General features: G+C 66.8%; 16 protein-coding genes. 6 read left to right on the forward strand and 10 right to left on the reverse strand.

Annotated features, from left to right (window positions below; translation table 11 throughout):
- Window positions 1–24 precede the first annotated feature (24 nt).
- The 7 genes from HV766_RS09250 to HV766_RS09280 form a co-directional block, all read right to left on the reverse strand.
- On the reverse strand, window positions 25–930 hold the full coding sequence (locus HV766_RS09250; protein WP_088140712.1) for a LysR family transcriptional regulator: 906 nt from the start codon (window positions 928–930) through the stop codon (window positions 25–27).
- A 79-nt stretch (window positions 931–1,009) separates the two neighbouring features.
- A complete protein-coding gene (locus HV766_RS09255; protein ID WP_119449676.1) occupies window positions 1,010–2,359 on the reverse strand; it encodes an amidase in 1,350 nt (449 codons plus the stop codon).
- Window positions 2,360–2,442: 83 nt separating this feature from the next.
- Complete coding sequence (locus tag HV766_RS09260; protein ID WP_054454032.1) at window positions 2,443–3,126, reverse strand: DUF2848 domain-containing protein; 684 nt, start codon at window positions 3,124–3,126, stop codon at window positions 2,443–2,445.
- Window positions 3,127–3,200: 74 nt separating this feature from the next.
- Window positions 3,201–4,484 (reverse strand): TRAP transporter large permease, encoded by a 1,284-nt coding sequence (locus HV766_RS09265; RefSeq protein WP_054454030.1) that lies wholly within the window; start codon window positions 4,482–4,484, stop codon window positions 3,201–3,203.
- Window positions 4,481–5,101 (reverse strand): TRAP transporter small permease subunit, encoded by a 621-nt coding sequence (locus HV766_RS09270; protein ID WP_054454028.1) that lies wholly within the window; start codon window positions 5,099–5,101, stop codon window positions 4,481–4,483. The genes HV766_RS09265 and HV766_RS09270 overlap by 4 nt, the downstream gene beginning before the upstream one ends.
- Before the next feature lie 196 nt (window positions 5,102–5,297).
- Window positions 5,298–6,344 (reverse strand): TRAP transporter substrate-binding protein, encoded by a 1,047-nt coding sequence (locus HV766_RS09275; protein ID WP_054454026.1) that lies wholly within the window; start codon window positions 6,342–6,344, stop codon window positions 5,298–5,300.
- A gap of 421 nt (window positions 6,345–6,765) precedes the next feature.
- The gene (locus tag HV766_RS09280) at window positions 6,766–7,671 is read right to left on the reverse strand and encodes a LysR family transcriptional regulator (RefSeq protein ID WP_054454022.1); all 906 of its coding nucleotides are present in this window, start codon (window positions 7,669–7,671) and stop codon (window positions 6,766–6,768) included.
- An 87-nt stretch (window positions 7,672–7,758) separates the two neighbouring features.
- Between HV766_RS09280 and HV766_RS09285 the strand changes: the two genes are divergently transcribed.
- Window positions 7,759–8,718: a DMT family transporter gene (locus HV766_RS09285; RefSeq protein ID WP_175181016.1), complete on the forward strand. Its 960-nt coding sequence runs from the start codon at window positions 7,759–7,761 to the stop codon at window positions 8,716–8,718.
- Between the two features lie 97 nt (window positions 8,719–8,815).
- Window positions 8,816–10,006 (forward strand): enoyl-ACP reductase FabV, encoded by a 1,191-nt coding sequence (fabV, locus tag HV766_RS09290; RefSeq protein WP_119449673.1) that lies wholly within the window; start codon window positions 8,816–8,818, stop codon window positions 10,004–10,006.
- Window positions 10,007–10,015: 9 nt separating this feature from the next.
- Here fabV and serB read toward each other — a convergent pair whose 3' ends face one another.
- Complete coding sequence (serB, locus tag HV766_RS09295; protein WP_175181017.1) at window positions 10,016–10,729, reverse strand: phosphoserine phosphatase SerB; 714 nt, start codon at window positions 10,727–10,729, stop codon at window positions 10,016–10,018.
- A 14-nt stretch (window positions 10,730–10,743) separates the two neighbouring features.
- On the reverse strand, window positions 10,744–11,652 hold the full coding sequence (locus HV766_RS09300) for a LysR substrate-binding domain-containing protein (RefSeq protein WP_175181018.1): 909 nt from the start codon (window positions 11,650–11,652) through the stop codon (window positions 10,744–10,746).
- Between the two features lie 243 nt (window positions 11,653–11,895).
- On the opposite strand from HV766_RS09300, the gene HV766_RS09305 reads away from it, so the two are divergent.
- The 3 genes from HV766_RS09305 to HV766_RS09315 are packed head-to-tail and all read left to right on the forward strand — an operon-like array spanning window position 11,896 to window position 15,638.
- On the forward strand, window positions 11,896–12,972 hold the full coding sequence (locus tag HV766_RS09305) for an ABC transporter ATP-binding protein (protein WP_125472282.1): 1,077 nt from the start codon (window positions 11,896–11,898) through the stop codon (window positions 12,970–12,972).
- A 13-nt stretch (window positions 12,973–12,985) separates the two neighbouring features.
- Window positions 12,986–14,632 carry an ABC transporter permease gene (locus HV766_RS09310; protein ID WP_175181019.1) on the forward strand — a complete coding sequence of 549 codons (1,647 nt, stop codon included), beginning with the start codon at window positions 12,986–12,988 and terminating at the stop codon, window positions 14,630–14,632.
- 22 nt (window positions 14,633–14,654) lie between these two features.
- Entirely contained in the window at window positions 14,655–15,638 is a 984-nt protein-coding gene (locus HV766_RS09315) for an ABC transporter substrate-binding protein (protein WP_054454008.1), read from the forward strand.
- 93 nt (window positions 15,639–15,731) lie between these two features.
- Here the strand turns inward: HV766_RS09315 and HV766_RS09320 are convergent, their stop codons facing one another.
- Window positions 15,732–16,409, reverse strand: coding sequence for an ABC transporter ATP-binding protein (locus HV766_RS09320; protein WP_054454006.1), 678 nt, complete (start codon window positions 16,407–16,409; stop codon window positions 15,732–15,734).
- Between HV766_RS09320 and HV766_RS09325 the strand changes: the two genes are divergently transcribed.
- Entirely contained in the window at window positions 16,408–17,055 is a 648-nt protein-coding gene (locus HV766_RS09325) for an arylesterase (protein ID WP_054454005.1), read from the forward strand. The two genes, HV766_RS09320 and HV766_RS09325, sit on opposite strands and share 2 nt — an antisense overlap.
- Window positions 17,056–17,059: the final 4 nt, after the last annotated feature.

Raw genomic sequence — 17,059 nt, forward strand, 5'->3', positions numbered from 1 at the left:
CCCGATCAAAATTACTTATCAGGGTTATGCCGGATGGCGCAGCGCCTCTTCGCGCGCAATCTGCTGCGCTGCTTCGGCCACCGCGCGCGGAATCTGGCTGTCCGGCCCCTGCATCCAGCAGGCGGTGTAGTGCAGCGGCGGCAAGGCCGGCGCCTTCACGTCCAGGATGCGCAATTCGCCTTGCGCCAGCTCCTTGTGCAGGATGACGGGCGCGATGACCGCGGTGCCGATGCCGTCCTGCGCCATCCGCACGATGACGCTGAGCGCCGAACTGCCGTACATGCGCGGCGCCTCCACGCCGGCCTGCTGCAACAGCTGGCGCACGGCGCGATGCGGGTCGGTGGTGGACGGATAGGTGATGACGGGCCATTCGGCCAGCCGCTTCAAGGGGATGGGCTGGCGCCCCACCTTGAGCTTGGGACTGGCCACCCAGCTCAGCGGGTAGTTGCAGAGATACAGGTTTTCGATGCGCGGCTCTTCCATCGGCCCGAGCAGGAACGCCAGATCGATCTGGCGCGAGGCGAGCTGCGTCTTCAGCACGGTGGTCGTATCCACCTGGATCTCGACCATCAGCGCCGGATAGACGTCGTGCAGATACTCCATCAGGGTCGGCAGCCAGGTATGGACGATGGTTTCCGATACCCCCAGCCGCAACATGCCGCTCATGACGCTCTTGGCGCGCGCGGCCTCCTGCATGTCGCGCCGCATCTGCAACATGCGCTCGGCGTGCGACAGCAGTTCGCGTCCCTTGCCCGTCAGCTTGATACCGCGCGCATCGCGGTCGAACAGGCGCACGCCCAGATCGGATTCCAGCGACGCGATGCGCTGGGAAATGGCGGGCTGGGTGGCGTTCAGCTTTTCGGCGGCCGCCCGGAAACCGCCCAGGGTGGCGACCCAGAAGAACGTTTCGATATTGCGCAGATCGATCATGGCGGCGGCATCCGGCTATGCAGCCGCCATCTTAGCGCCCGGGGCGGGCCCGGCGGCTGCCGCCCGCCCCCGCTGCGCGTCACTGGCCGGCGTAGAGCGCTTCCACCGCCAGGCCGATGCTCAGGATGCGGCGGTCGGCGCCGTTGCTGCCCGCGATCATCAGGCCCACCGGCGCCGTGCCTGCGGCATGGCAAGGCAGCGACAGCGCGCAGCCATCCAGGAAATTGATCAGCGTCGGATTGCGCAGGATCAGGCCATTGGCGGCGTAGTAGGCCTCGTCCGAGGCCTGCAGGTCGGCCACCGCCGGCGCCACGATGGGCGTGGTCGGCATGATCAGGGCGTCGTAGCCGGCGATGCGGCGGTCCACTGCCGCGACCCAGGCTTCGCGCGCATCCAGCAGGTCCAGGTAGTCGGCCGCGCTCATGTCCTTGCCACGCATGATGCGCGACACCACGCGCGGGTCATAGCGCTTGCCGGCGCGGGCGATCAAGTCGCGGTGCCAGGCCCAGGCCTCGGCGGCGGTGAAGCCGCCCTTGGCGTTGATGGCGGCCAGTTCGGCGAATTCCGGAATCGCAATCTCTTCGACCAGGGCGCCGGCGGCCTTCAGGCGGCTGACGGCGACTGCAAAGCTGTCGGCGACATGCTTGTCCATGGCGTCCAGCGCCAGCGTGGTCGGGATGGCCAGGCGCAGGCCGTGCAGCACGGCCGCTTCCGGCACCGGGCCGCCGTCCCCGGACAGGATGGCGTCCAGCTCGGCGCAGCAACGCACGCTGGCGGCGATCGGGCCGATGGAGTCCAGGTTGGCCGACAGCGGCAGCACGCCTTCCATGGAGACGCGCCAGGCGCTGGGCTTGAAGCCCGTCAGGCCGCACAGCGCGGCCGGAATGCGCACGGAACCGCCGGTGTCCGAGCCGATGGCCGCGGCCGACATGCCGTCGGCAACCGACACCGCGGCGCCCGAGGACGAGCCGCCCGGGATGCGGCCGGTGGCGCGGTCGTAGGGGTTCAGGGGCGTGCCGTAATGGGGATTGATGCCCAGGCCCGAATAGGCAAATTCGGTCATGTTGGTGCGGCCGATGATGACCGCGCCTGCGGCGATCAGGCGGCGCACGACTTCGGCGTCGGCGTCGGCCGCCGGTTCGCCCTCGCGGGCCACCGAGCCCGCCATCGTGGTTTCGCCTTCGACGTCGAAGAGATCCTTGATGCTGATGGGCAGGCCCTCGATCGCGGAGCGGACGATGCCGGCGGCGCGCAGCGTGTCGGAGGCTTGCGCCTGCGCCAATGCCGATTCGGCGTACAGGCGGGTGAACGCGCGGGCGCCCTCGCCCGCTTCGTCCTGCGCGCGGGCCAGCGCCGCCTGCGTCAGTTCCACGGAGGTGCTGCGGCCCTCTTGCAGGGCCTGGGTCAGATCATTCAAAGTCGGAACCATAGTCATCCTAGTGCCGTCTTGCGGCTTGAGTGCAAACGGGCGCGCCAGCGGGCACGCCTGGCGATCAGCGCCTGGGGCCTGAATCAGGCCACCACGGGGAGCGTCTCGACATGATAGCGGTGGCGCAGGCTGCGCTGGCGCCGCGGATCGTGCAACTCCATGGTGAAGTCGGCCGCGGCGCGGATGCCGCCGATCGCGCCCACCGTGCCGCAGGTCATGCCCGCGCCGGCCGGCAGCACCGTGGCGCCGCCGGTATAGCCTGCGATCAGGTCCTGCGGCGTGCGCAGCGACGCCAGCGGGCCTTCCTGGTACAGCACTTCCACGCCGTTCTCGACGATGTAGGAACGGATGATGAGCTCGTCCCAGTAGTCCGCCACGTCGGCCAGACGCCAGGCGCTCGTGGCCACGGGCTTGACGCAGACCTGCTTGGACATCGCCACGCTATAGGTTTCCAGCTTGCGGTCGGTATGGTCGGACGCGATGCTGACGTACATTTCGCCGTCCACGGAGAATACGAAGGTCTCGACTTCTCCCGACGAATCTTCGCCCAGCGCCTGCACGGTTTCCTTCTGGGTCAGCTGGTTGTCGGCGATGCGGTAGTACAGCGGCACGCTGCTGGGGCGCGGCACGCCGATGGCGGCGAGTTCTTCGATGTGGTGCTCGATCGCGGCCATGTCGCGTCCGGCCCAGCCGGCGACGATCAGGGTGTTGAACTCCACTTCCACCTGGCGGGGTTGCGAGTCTTCGATCTGGAATACGGCTTTCATATCTGTCCTGCTGAGAATAAGGGGGTGAAGGACGCGGCGGCTCGCCGCGCCCCGGAATGTCTAGGAAATGAAGGTCAGCCGAACACGCGCGGCAGCCACAGCGCCACGTCCGGCCAGAAGGCCAGCAACGCCAGCATCACGAACATGGCGGCCACGAACGGCAGGCTGCCCATGATGACCGCGCTCATGGAACCGCTCTTGCGCAGGCTCTGCACCACGAACAGGTTCAGGCCCACGGGCGGCGTGATCAAGGCGGCTTCGACCAGGATGATGATGACGATGCCCAGCCAGATGGGGTCGAAACCCAGGCCGATCATGATGGGCGCCACGATGGGGATGGTCGTGATCATCATGGACAGCGTTTCCATGAAGCAGCCCAGCACCAGGTAGAAAATCACCACGATCAGCAGCATCCAGCCGGGCGACAGGCCCAGGCCCGTGATCGACTTGGTCAGCGCATCGGTCAGGCCGGTCGCGGACATGACGAAGTTCAGGAAGCTGGCCGCCACCACGATCAGCATGATCATGGCCGTGGAGCGCATGGTGCCTTCCATGACCTCGCGCAGCATCGACCACGACAGGCGGCGGAACCAGGCCGCCAGGATGAACGCGCCCAGCACGCCCAGCGCGGCCGCCTCGGTCGGCGTGGCCAGGCCGGCGTAGATGGAACCCACCACCAGGAAGAAGATCCCCATGGGCGGCGCCAGATGCACCAGGCTGGCAAAGCGCTGGCCCCAGGTCGCCTGGATCTTCTTGCCGCCCCAGGACGGCTTGGCGACGCAGGCGATGACCACCGTCAGCATGAACAGCGCGGCCATCGCGAAACCCGGGATGATGCCGGCCAGGTAGAGCTTGGGCACCGAGGAATTCGTCAGCACGCCATAGATGACCAGGTTGATCGAAGGCGGGATCAGGATGCCCAGCGTGCCGCCGGCGGCCAGGCTGCCCAGGAAGAGCGGCTCGTTGTAGCCGTACTTGCGGATCTGCGGGATCGCCACGGTGCCGACCGTCGCGGCAGTCGCCACGCTGGAGCCCGAGGTGGCCGAGAACAGCGTCGAGGCGCCGATGTTGGCGTGCATCAGTCCGCCCGGCAGCCACGACAGCCACAGGCTCATCGCGCCATACATGCGTTCGGCGAAGCCCGCACGCAGCAGCACCTCGCCCAGCATGATGAACAGCGGAATCGCCACCAGCAGGAATTCGTTGTTGGTGCTCCAGGAAACTTCGCCGATGGCGCGCGTCAGCGGCAGCATGGAGAACAGCGGGTCCAGGATCAGGCCCAGCACGCCCAGCGCCGCGCCCACCGGAATGGACAGGCCGATCAGCACCAGAAGCAGTATCAATGCGGTGGAAATCATGCGGCCTCTCCCTTCACCATGCGCTCGCCGGCGGCGGCTTCCTCGTCGGCTTCTTCCTGCGCCGAACGCACGCCGCAAATGCTCCTGACCAGTTCGATATCGCCCGTGACCAGCGCGGCGGAAGCGCGCGCCAGCATCAGCGCGACGGTGATGCACATCCAGCCCAGGCCGAGCAGCCACAGGCCCTGCGGAATCCACAACGGCGTGGCCAGCGGCGTATTGGCCGCGGATTTCTGCGCCCAGGAGGTCTGCACCACCTCCGACGCGTAGTAAGTCAGGTACACCATGAAGACCGCCAGGGCCACCATGGAAATCCAGTCCAGCACGGCCGCAACGCGCACCGGCATGTACTGGTAGACCACGTCCACGCGCACATTGGCGCGCTGCAACGTGGCGAACGCCAGCGCCCAGGACGTGCTGATGGCGAAGGCATAACTGGACAGCTCGTCCGCGCCGCCGGTCGTGAAGCCCAGGAATTTGCGGGCCAGCACATCGAACGAGATCAGCAGCACGCTGGCCACCGTCAGCGCGCCGCCGGCCCACACGGCCAAGCGCGAAAAGCTCTCGGCGCGCCGCAATAGCCCGCCCAGCAGGCGGAAGTGTTCAGATTGAGTCATGAGTAAAACCTTTGCAGGGCCAGGCACACATCGCCGCCCCAGCTATGTCGAGAACCGCCCTATCGGGACGCCCCACGGAGCCAGCTCTCCCGATCCATCGCCCCCCTCCCCCGATCGGGATGCCGCGGATCCGGCTCCGCCGGTCCGCAGGCATGCCCCCCTGGGGGGGAAGCGCGATAGCGCTTCGGGGGGGAGACTACTTCTTCGCCACCACGCCCAGCGTCTTGCCGATGGTGGCGTTGAAGTCCTTCACGCACTGGGCCGAGCAGCGCGCGGCCCACTTCGGCAGCACGGCTTCTTCGGTGACCTTCTTCAGCAGCGCGCGGTCAGCATCCGAGGGCTGGACCAGGACCATCTTGCCCTTGACCGGGAACGGGCAAGCGGCAGCGCCCGTGTTGCAGTCATAGCCTTCCTGCGTCTGGCGCGCGGCGGCGTCCCAGATGTTGTCGACCAGCGTCTTCACATTGGTCTGCAGGAAAGTGCGCACGTTGGGATCCAGCTTGTCCCAGGCCTTCTGGTTCACGGCGTGGATCTGCTGGTTCCAGTTGATCGGCAGCGCGACCAGGTGGGTCGACACTTCGTACCACTTGGCCGAATAGCCGGACAGCGAACCCGTGATGGCGCAATCCACCACCTTGTTCTGCAGCGCCGGCACCACTTCGCCGAAGGCCATGGTCACGCTGGAGCCGCCCAGCGCTTCGACGAACTCGGCGGTGGTACGGCTGCTGGTGCGGACCTTCTTGCCCTTGATGTCGGCCAGGCCCTTGATTTCGGCGTTGCAGAACAGCACCTGCGCGGGATAGGTGGAAATGCCCAGCAGCTTGACGTTGCTGCCCTCGCCATACAGCTTGGCGTAGACCGGTTCGAACGCGTCGGTGACGGCGCGCGCGGTCTTGACGTCGGGCGCCAGGCCGGCCAGGTCGATCGCTTCGTTGATGGGATTGTCACTGGCGAAGTACGCCAGGGTGGCGGTGCCGAATTCGACCACGCCCTGCGACATCAGGCGCAGCAATTCGGGGCCCTTCAAGCCCATTTCGTTGAAGCCCTTGATGTCGGCCGTGACCTGGCCCTTGGACAGCTCGGGGATGGTCTTGGTCCAGAACGGCTTTTCGTAATCGTTGTAGGCGGTCAGGTTGCTCAGGCCGCCCACGACTTTCAACTGGGTCTTGGGGAGGTCCTGGGCCTGGACGGCGCCGGCCAACAAGCTGGCGGCGACGGCGGCGAAAACTAGCGACTTCTTCATGGACAAAACTCCTGGCTGGCGGGATGGTATGCCGCGCGCCGGATCCCGTTATCCTGGCGGCGCGCGGTGGCAATCGAAGAGTCTGGAGATCAGCCGCGCAGCGGCGCGCGTCGCGCCTGCGCGGCATGGCTTGCCGCCCGGTTCCGGGAATGGGACATACGCTGGTTCATGCTTTCCCCCGCTCTATGCATCCAGGCGATCGTTATTGATGTGGCGCCATTGCAGCGTCAGGGGCGCGGAGCGTCCAATCGTATGTTGCGATACGGGGGTATAAATTTTTCTTTGGTCTCGTGCGGCAAGCGCCCCGCGTTTCGCGCAAACGACGCGGTGGCGCGGCTTGGCGGGCAGTTGGGCGCGTCGCAACGTGGCCGCGTCGCACGGCCGCTACGGCCGGCGGCGCAGCCCCTGCTGGGGTAAACACCTAGAGCGGAATCCCGTCCGCAGCCTGCTCGGCCACCTTCTGCGCCATCTGCGCGATGACCCGTACCGCGTGACTATCCGGCCCCTGCACCCAGGTAGCCGTGAAGCTCAGTTCCGGCAAAGGATCCGCCTCCACGCGCAGGATGCGCAATTCGCCGCGCGCCAGCTCCTTGCCCAGGAACACCGGCGCGATGACGCTGGTGCCGATGGCGTCCTGCGTCATCCGCACCACCATCGACATCGACGCACTGCCGTACATGCGCGGCGACGTCACGCCGGCGCGAGTCAGCATGTCGCGCACCACGCGGTAAGGCGCGCTGTTGGAGGGATAGGTGATGATGGGCAGCTTGCCTATCCGCTCCAATGTCAGCGGCTCCGGCCCCAGATCCAACAGGGGGCTGGCGACCCAAGCCAGCGGATAGGTGCATAGGGGCAGGTTTTCCACACGCGCCTCGAGCACCGGCCCCATCAGGAAGGCCAGATCGATCTGGCGCGACATCAGGTGCGAGCGCAGCACATGCGTCGTGTCCACCTCTATTTCCAGCACCAGCGCCGGATAGTTCGAATGGATCAGCTCGATCAGCGTGGGCAGCCAGGTCTGCACGATGGTCTCGGCCACGCCGATGCGCACGGTGCCGCTCATGACGTTTTGCTCGCGCGCGGCTTCGAACATGTCGCGCCGCACCTGCAGCATGCGTTCGGCATGCGACAGCAGTTCATGCCCCTTGGCGGTCAGCTTCACGCCGCGCGCCTCGCGCTCGAACAGGAGCACGCCCAGGTCGGCCTCCAGCGAGGCGATGCGCTGCGATACCGCAGGCTGGGTGGTGTTGAGTTTCTCCGACGCGGCGCGAAAACTGCCCAGCGTGGCCACCCAAAAAAAAGTTTCGATGTTGCGTAGTTCTATCATGAGCCTGTTCCCCCGGCGCGATGAGCGTATCATGGCAGCCGCCCGGTACCTGCAAACCGGCGTTTCAGCCAACAAAGGAGTTTGTCGATGACCCCGGCCGATGACGGTCGCACGCGCCGCGCAACGCCCGCTTCCAGCGGCCCGATGATGGGGGTGCTGTTGCTGGTGCTGTCGATGTGGACGCTGTCGTGCCTGGATGCCAGCGGCAAGTGGGTCATGAATGCGGGCGTGCCGCTGCTGGTGCTGTCGTGGTTCCGCTATGCCGTGCACCTGGCGCTGGTGCTGGCCCTGGTGCTGCCCGCGCGCGGCCTGGGCGTTTTTCGCAGCAAGAAGCCGCGCGAACAGATCCTGCGCGGCGGCTCGATGTTCCTGGCCACGCTGATGTTCTTCACCACGCTGAGCTACATCCCGCAGGCCGAGGCCACCGCCATCAACTTCCTGGCGCCGCTGCTGGTGCTGTCCGCCGCGCCCTGGGTCCTCAAGGAACCCGCCCGCCTGTCGCGCTTCGTGGCCGCCGGCATCGCCTTCATCGGCGTGATCATCGTGATCCGCCCCGGCGGCGGCCTGGATCCGGTGGGCACGGTGTTCGGCCTGCTCACGGCCTGTTGCTTCGCCGTGCAGTTCATCGCCACGCGGCGCGTGGCGGGCGACGACCCGTTTACCTCGCTGATCTGGAGCGGCGCCGTCGGCACGCTTTGCCTGACCCTGTCCCTGCCCTTCATCCTGCCGCCTGCCCTGCCCGTGCTCAAGGCCCTGGCGCCGCTGGACTGGGTTGTGCTGATCTCCACCGGCATCACCGGCGGCCTGGGCCATCTGTTCCAGATCGCCGCCTACCGCCGCGCGCCCGCTTCCACCCTGGCGCCCTTCGTATACCTGCAGATCATCAGCGCCACCTCGGTCGGCTGGCTGGTCTGGGGCCACTTCCCGGACCCGCTGACCTGGCTGGGCATCGCCATTATCTGCGCCAGCGGCATCGGCATCGGCCTGATCGAATGGCGCCGCAGCCGCGCCCAGGCCGCGCCGCTGGCCGGGGCCGACGCACGCTGAGCCGGCAGCGCGCAGGCGCCGCCTCCCGTACAATGCGGGTCGCTTTTTGCGCTTTCGCGCATGGGCGATCCAGGCATTTCCCCGAATCGAGGCTCCCATGATCATCAAGCCCCGCGTGCGCGGTTTCATCTGCGTCACCACCCATCCGGCCGGCTGCGCCGCCAACGTCCGCAACCAGATCGACTACGTCCGCGCCCAGGGGCCGATAGCTGGCGGGCCGAAACGCGTACTGGTCCTGGGCGCATCGACCGGCTATGGCCTGGCGGCGCGGATCAGCGCGGCCTTTGGCTGTGGCGCGCAGACGCTGGGCGTGTTCTTCGAGCGGCCGGGCGACGCCGCCAAGGCCGGCACGCCGGGCTGGTACAACACGGCGGAGTTCCACGAGCAGGCCCACGCCGCCGGACTCTATGCCAAGAGCGTCAACGGCGACGCCTTCTCCGACGAAATCAAGCGCAAGACCATAGACCTCATCAAACAGGATCTGGGCCAGGTCGATCAGGTGATCTACAGCCTGGCCGCGCCGCGCCGCACGCACCCGAAAACCGGCGAAGTCTTCAATTCGACCCTCAAGCCCATCGGCCAGGCGGTCAACCTGCGCGGCCTGGACACCGACCGCGAAGTGGTCAAGGAATCCGTGCTGGAACCCGCCACCCAGGCCGAGATCGACGCGACTGTCGCCGTCATGGGCGGCGAAGACTGGCAGATGTGGATAGACGCGCTGCTGGAAGCCGGCGTGCTGGCCGAAGGCGCCACCACCACGGCCTTCACCTACCTGGGCGAGAAGATCACCCACGACATCTACTGGAATGGCTCGATCGGCGCCGCCAAGAAGGATCTGGACCAGAAGGTGCTGGAGATCCGCGCCAAGCTGGCCGCGCGCGGCGGCGACGCCCGCGTGTCGGTGCTCAAGGCGGTGGTGACGCAGGCCAGCTCGGCGATCCCCATGATGCCGCTCTACCTGTCGCTGCTGTTCAAGACCATGAAGGAGGCCGGCACGCACGAGGGCTGCATCGAACAGGTCTATGGCCTGTACCGCGACAGCCTGTGCGGCAAGACGCCGATCCTGGACCAGGACGGACGCCTGCGCGCCGACTACAAGGAACTGGATCCCGAGGTGCAGGCCCGCGTGCAGGCGCTGTGGGGCCAGGTCACCAACGACAACATCTACCAGCTGACGGACTTCGCGGGCTACAAGCAGGACTTCCTGCGCCTGTTCGGCTTCGAAATCGAAGGCGTCGACTATGAAGCCGACACCGATCCGGCCGTGGAAATCCGCGGGCTGGCTTGAGCCCCGGCGCTAGCGCGCCATCAGCTCCAGCAGGCGGTCCAGGCCGCCTTCGTCGATTGCGACATTGACCTCCTCGCGCACGGCCGGTTTGGCGCGGTAGCCCACCGACAGGCCCGCCGCGCGCATCATCGGCAGGTCGTTGGCGCCGTCGCCCACGGCGATGGCGCGCTCCGGCCCTACGCCCAGCGCCGCGCACACTTCCAGCAGCTTGCGGCGCTTTTCCTCGCCATCGCAGATGTCGCCCCAGGCTTGCGGCAGCAGCCGGCCGGTCAGGCGTCCGTCCACGATTTCCAGCACATTGGCGCGCACGTCGTCCAGCCCCAGTCGCACCCGCAGCCGGTCGGTGAAGCAGGTAAAGCCGCCAGTCACCAGCAGGCAGGTCAGGCCCGCGGCCTTGCACGCCGCGATCAGCGTTTCCGCGCCCGGATTGATGCGCACACGCTGTTCATAGACCTCGTCCAGCGCCGCTTCCGGCATGCCTGCCAGCAGCGCCACGCGCTCGCGCAGGCTCTGCTTGTAGTCCTTGATCTCGCCGCGCATGGCGGCTTCCGTCAGCGCCGCCACCTCGCCCTTCTTGCCCATCAGGTCCGCCATTTCGTCCAGCGTCTCGATCGAGATCAGCGTGGAGTCCATGTCGAAGGCGATGAGCTTGTAGTCCGCGAGCGCCAGCGGAGGCGCAATGCCGCGCCAGGAAAGGCCGGGTGTCGTAGAGGCGGAATGCATGGGGGATCCTTGGTCTATGCGGTGTGTGTGGGGTCGCGCCCTTGCTCGCGCAACCACTCGATGAACAGTAGCGCCGACGCGGCGGCCGGGCCGTCCTGGCGGTACAGCGCGTGGATGCCGGCGTTCGGCAGCTGCGGGCCGTCGAACAGCGGGCGCAGGCGATCGGCGCGGATGTCGTCTTCCAGCAGGCACCAGGGCGCCAAGGCGATGCCCAGGTCGTTCATGGCGGCCTGCATGCACAGGAACTGGTGGTCGAACACCGGCCCCGGCAATTGCGCAGGCACGTCCACCTTGGCCAGCGCGAACCAGCGCGGCCAGTGGTCCATGCCGCCCGCGATCTTCAGCAGCGGATGCCCCAGGCAATCCGCGGGCGCGGCCAGGCGGTTGCGCTCGATGAAGCGCGGCGATGCCACCGGCACGTGGAAGTCGTCCAGGCAGTGCACGCAGGTCAGGTCCGAATGCGCCATGTAGCCGTGGCGGATCAGCACGTCGCTGCCCGTGTCGCCGCCGCGGTCCAGGAACGACCGCCCTTGCGTGGTGAGCTGCACGTCCACGCCCGGATGCCGCGCCTGGAACGCCGACAGGCGCGGGATCAGCCACTTCATGGTCAGCGACGGCGTGGCGCAGACGCTTAGCACGCCGCCGTAGGCGGGCGATTTCAGCTTGGCGGTCGCGGCCGCGATGCGTTCCAGGCTGGCCTGGATTTCCGGAAAGTAGGCCTGGGCGCAAGGCAGCAGCGCCACGCCGCGCGCCTCCCGCGCGAACAGAGGCTGCCCCACGTACTCTTCGAGTATGCGGATCTGCTGGCTGACCGCGCTATGCGTGATGCTCAGTTCGTCGGCGGCCGCGGTGAAGCTGCGCAGACGCGCCGCGGCTTCGAACACGCGCAAGGCCTTCAGCGGCGGCAGGCTCTGCCCCGCCATCTCAGTTGCGGCCCGCCCGCGCGCCGGCCCGGCGCCGCGCTGTGCTGCTGTTTCCCACGTTTTCCCTTGTCGTCTATTTTTTATCTGCGCTGCTTGCGCGCGCCTGATCTATCCAGCCGCATTCTAGGTGATAGCCCGGGCGCCGACCTCTTAGAAAAACTAACGACTACCCTTAAAAAACACCGCTGGTCGCGCGCGGAAGCCGTTCCTATGATGCCGACAACCTCAGGCAGGAAGCGAAACATGGCATCAATCACCGTAGACGGCATCGTCAAGACTTTCGGCGGGCAGCAAGTGCTGCGCAATCTGTCGCTGCACATCCCCGACGGCGCGTTCTACACGCTATTGGGACCCAGCGGCTGCGGCAAGACCACGCTGCTGCGCTGCATTGCGGGCTTCTATGCCCCCGACGGCGGCCGCCTGCTGTTCGACCAGGACGACGTGACCCACGTGTCCGCGCACCGCCGCGACATCGGCATGGTGTTCCAGGACTACGCGTTGTTCCCGGACAAGACCGCATTCGACAACGTGGCCTACGGCCTGCGCGCCCGCGGCGTGGCGCGCGCCGAGATCACGCGGCGCGTCAATGAAGCGCTGGACAAGGTCGGGCTGCTGACGCTGGCCGAACGCTACCCGGCGCAAATGAGCGGCGGACAGCGCCAGCGCGTGGCGCTGGCGCGCGCGCTGGTGATCCGGCCGCGCGTGCTGTTGATGGATGAGCCGCTGTCCAACCTGGACGCGAAGATGCGCCTGCAGATGCGCGACGTGATCCTGGACCTGGTGCGCGAGGCCGGCATCACCACCGTCTTCGTGACGCACGACCAGGAAGAAGCGCTGGCGATGTCCGACCGCATCGCCATCATGGACCGAGGCGACATCGCCCAGCTGGGCACGCCGGAAGAACTTTATGGCACGCCGGTAAACGCCTACGTCGCGGACTTCATCGGTTCGGCCAACGTGATCCCGGTGCCGGCCCGCAACGGCCAGGCCGGCGCCCCTGCCGGCCATGTCCGCTACGAGATCTGCGGCCTGGGCTTTGACGGCGTGCAGGGCAGCGAGCAGCTGGACGGCAAAGGCGTGCTCATCGCCCGCCCTGAAGAGCTGGCCTTGATGGCGCCCGCCCCTTACGTGCCCAACACCTTGCCTGGCAAGGTGCTGCGGCGGCAATACCTGGGCTTCAAGACCGCCTACCGCATCGCGCTGGACAACGGCTCCGAGATCCGCGTCGAGCTGCACGCGGGCAACATGGTGGCGCAGTTCCAGCCCGGCGAAGCCGTGCAGGTACTGATTCCCGCCGACAGCCGCGTCGTCAACGCCTGAGGACGTGCCGACCATGAAAATCAAATGGTGGCCCTGGGGCGTCCTGACGGCAATCAGCCTGGCCCTGCTACTGTTCTTCGTGCTCTATCCGTTGGCCGTGCTCTTCAGCAATAGCGTCACCGGGCAGGATGGCGGTTTCACGCTGGAGGGCTTCAAGGCCCTGCTGGCCGACTCCCAATACGTCGAGGCCTTCGGCAATACGCTGATCCTGGGCCTGGCTGTCACGGCCTGCACGGTGCTGGTGGGCGTGCCCTTCGCCTACATGGTGGCGCGCTTCGACTTTCCGCTGAAGAACCTGGTGGCGATCCTGCCGGTGCTGACCATCGTGATCCCCGAGATCATCGTCGGCCAGTCCTGGCTGCTGATCCTGGGCAATAACGGCATCCTGACCAACCTGCTGGGCGACGCCGGCATTTCGCTGCCCTCGTTCTACGGCTGGACCGGCATGGTGTTTTCCATGACGCTGGTCTACTACACCTACATCTACCTGGGGGTGCTGGCGGCGCTGCGCGGCTTCGACGGCCAGCTGGAAGAAGCGGGCCTGAGCCTGGGCACGCCGCCGCTCCTGACCAAGCTGCGCGTGCTGGTGCCGGTGCTGCTGCCGGCGGTGCTGGTCAACGCGCTGGTGGTGTTCACGCTGGTGGTGGGCAACTTCGCGCTGGCCATGCTGCTGGGCAGCCGCGTGCCGCTGCTGTCGGTCATGACGTACAACACCTTTGTCAGCGAAATGGGCGGCAGCCCGACTCTGCAGAGCGCGATGTCGGTGGTGTCCATCGCCATCGTCGCCATCGTGCTGTTCTTCCAGAAACGCGTGGTCGAACGCAAGGTCTACACCATGACGCAGGGGCGCGCGCCGGCCGCTACCCGCGTGCGCTCCTGGACCGCCCTGCTCTACACCAGCGGTGTCGGCCTGATCATCTTCATTTCGCTGCTGCCGCTGATCGTGGTCTTCATCGCTGCCTTCACCAAGACCAGCGGCCCGGTCATGCAATGGGGCCAATGGTCGCTGGCCAGCATGCAGCGCGCGCTGCATGGCGCGCCGGAACCCATCCTGAACTCGCTCAAGTTCGCCTCGCTGGCCACGGTGCTGGGCGTGGCCTTCGCGGTGCTGGTCAGCTATCTGACGATCAAGAAGCGCAGCGCCTCGACCCAGGTGCTGGACTACATCGTGGTGCTGCCCCTGACCATTTCCGGCACGGTGCTGGGCATCGCACTGGTGCAGACCTTCAACACCGGCTGGCTGGTGCTGGCGGGCACGTCAGGAATCATGGTGCTGTGCTACACGGTGCGGCGCCTGCCCTTCGCGGTGCGCAACGCATCGTCGGTGCTGTTCAACATCCCCGAGTCGATCGAGGAAGCGTCGATCAGCCTGGGCGTGTCGCCGCTCATGACCTTCTTCAAGGTGATCCTGCCCGCCATGAAGGCATCCATCATCTCGGCAGCCATCCTGATGTGGCTCACCACCATTTCCGAGCTGTCGGCGTCCATCGTCGCCTACAGCGGCGGCCTGGAGACCATGCCCATCGCCATCTTCCGCCAGGTCGACGGCGGCAGGCTGGGCATGGCGTCGGCCTATGGCGCGGCGCTGGTCACGGTCATCGTGCTGCCCATCATCGTGTCGGTCAAGGCGTTCGGCATCAAGCTGTTCTCCGGTAAATAACCCACTTGCACAGAGGCTAACCATGCAATTCAAGCACCTACTTCAGTACAGCGTCCTGGCCGCCGCCCTGGCTACTGGCGCCGCCCAGGCCCAGAACGTCGTGCTCTATTCGTCCAATAACACGGAGACGATCGAAACCGCGCTGGACGCGGTGAAGCAGAAGTCGCCGAAATTGAACGTGCAGCCCGTCACCGGCGGCACCGGCACGATGATGAAGCGCATCGAGGCCGAGGCGCAGAATCCGCGCGGCGACCTGTTCTGGAGCGGCGGCTTCGGCACGCTGGGCGCCTACCGCCAGCATCTGCAGCCCTACCGCCCGGCCGACCTGGACAAGATCCCCGCCGAGTTCCGCGGTCCGGACGATCTGTGGGTGGGCACCAACGTGCACGTCATGGTGATGATGGTCAACGAGCGCCAGCTCAAGGGCCTGCCCGCGCCGGCCACCTGGTCCGACCTGATGCAGCCGCAGTGGAAGAACAAGTTCGCCATCACCGACCCGTCCAAGAGCGGCACGGCCTACATGCTGGTGTATGGCCTCTTCAAGCAATTCGGCCAGGAAGGCCTGGACAAGATCGCCGCCAACGCGGTGGTCACGGCATCGTCCGGCACCACCTACAAGGGCGTGGCCGCGGGTGAATACGCCGTGGGCATGACGCTGGAATACGCCGCGCAGGAATACGTGGCCGGCGGCCAGAAGGAAATCAAGCTGGTCTACCCGACCGAGGGCAGCTACCTGGCGCCGGAAGGCATGTTCATCATCAAGGGCGCGAAGAACATGGACGCGGCCAAGGCCTTGTATGACGGCCTCTTGAGCAAGGAGTCGCAGGAAGCGCAGCTGGTGAAAAACTTCCGCCGCCCGACGCGCACGGACGTGGCCGTGGCCAGCCTGACCACCCTGCCCGACCTGAAGACCATCAAGATCTTCCCGGTCAGCCAGGATGCCGCGGCGAAGGAGTATGAGGCGGTGGTCGCCGCCTGGAACCAGGCGGTCGCGAAATCCAAGTAAGAGGGTAAGGCCCTCACGCCGCGCCCCTCCGGGGCTCGCAGCCCCCCCGAGGGGCTGGTCCAACTTGGAAGCCCGGCGGTGGGGCCGGCGGCATCAGGCGCCGTTGACCATCCGCCCCGCCGCCAGCACCAGCTGACGCCCGCAACGGGCGGCCAGCTGCGGATCGTGGGTCACCAGCACCAGCGTGGTGCCGTGCTCGCGGTGCAGGTCGAACATCAGGTCGATGACCGTCACCCCTGTGGCGGCGTCCAGGCTGCCGGTGGGCTCGTCCGCGAACAGCAGGTCCGGCTGCACCACGAAGGCGCGCGCCAGCGACACGCGTTGCTGCTCGCCGCCCGACAGGGTGCGCGGGTAGTGATGCAGGCGCTTGCCCAGCCCCACCCGCTCCAACATGGCCTGGGCCGCGTCCCGCGCCGATTGCCCGGCCAGCTCCAACGGCAGCATCACGTTTTCCAGCGCCGTCAGGTTGGGCAGCAGCTGGAATGACTGGAATACGAAACCCACATGATTGGCCCGCAAACGCGCGCGGCCGTCCTCGTCCAGCGAGAACAGGTCCTGCCCGGCCAGGCGCACGCTGCCCGCGCTGGGAACATCCAGGCCTGCCAGCAGTCCCAACAAGGTGGACTTGCCCGACCCCGAACTGCCGGTGATGGCCACGGCGCTGCCCGCCTCGACCGTAAAATCTATACCTTCCAGGATGGAGAGCGTGCCGCCGGCATCGGCCACCTGCTTGCCCAGCCCTTTCACCTCGATCGAATTCTTGTTATCCATGCGCCTATTTTCCCGTCTGCTACTCATGACCGCCATGGCGACCGCCGTCGTGGCGCCCGCCCACGCTCAGACCGCCGCCGCGGCCCAGGGTTCCGCGCCCCGCACGGTGTTGGTCCTGGGCGACAGCCTGTCGGCCGAATACGGCATCAAGCGCGGCACCGGTTGGGTGCCGCTACTTTCGGCCCGCGTAGCGGAACAATACCCCAAGTACCAGGTCGTCAATGCCAGCATCAGCGGCGACACGACCAGCGGCGGCGTGGCCCGCCTGCCCGCGCTGCTGCGCCAGCATGCGCCGGCCGTGGTGGTGCTGGAGCTGGGCTCGAACGACGCGTTGCGCGGCCTGCCGCTGACCATGACCGAGCAGAACCTGCGCACCATGGCCCAGGCCGCCCGCAAGGCCGAGGCGCAGGTCCTGATCGTCGGCATGCAGATTCCGCCGAATTACGGCCGGGATTACACCCAGCGCTTCGCGCAGGTGTTCCCCACGGTCGCCAAAGACGAAAACGCCCGGCTCGTGCCCTTCCTGATGGAAGGTATCGCAACGAACCGGGCGATGTTCCAGGCTGACGGCATCCATCCGAACGAGGATGCCCAGCCTTTGCTACTGGACAACGTGTGGCCGACGCTGCGGCCACTGTTGAACTGATCCT

Origin of the sequence: Achromobacter aegrifaciens, assembly GCF_902859735.1 — a bacterium.
GTDB lineage: Bacteria > Pseudomonadota > Gammaproteobacteria > Burkholderiales > Burkholderiaceae_B > Achromobacter > Achromobacter aegrifaciens.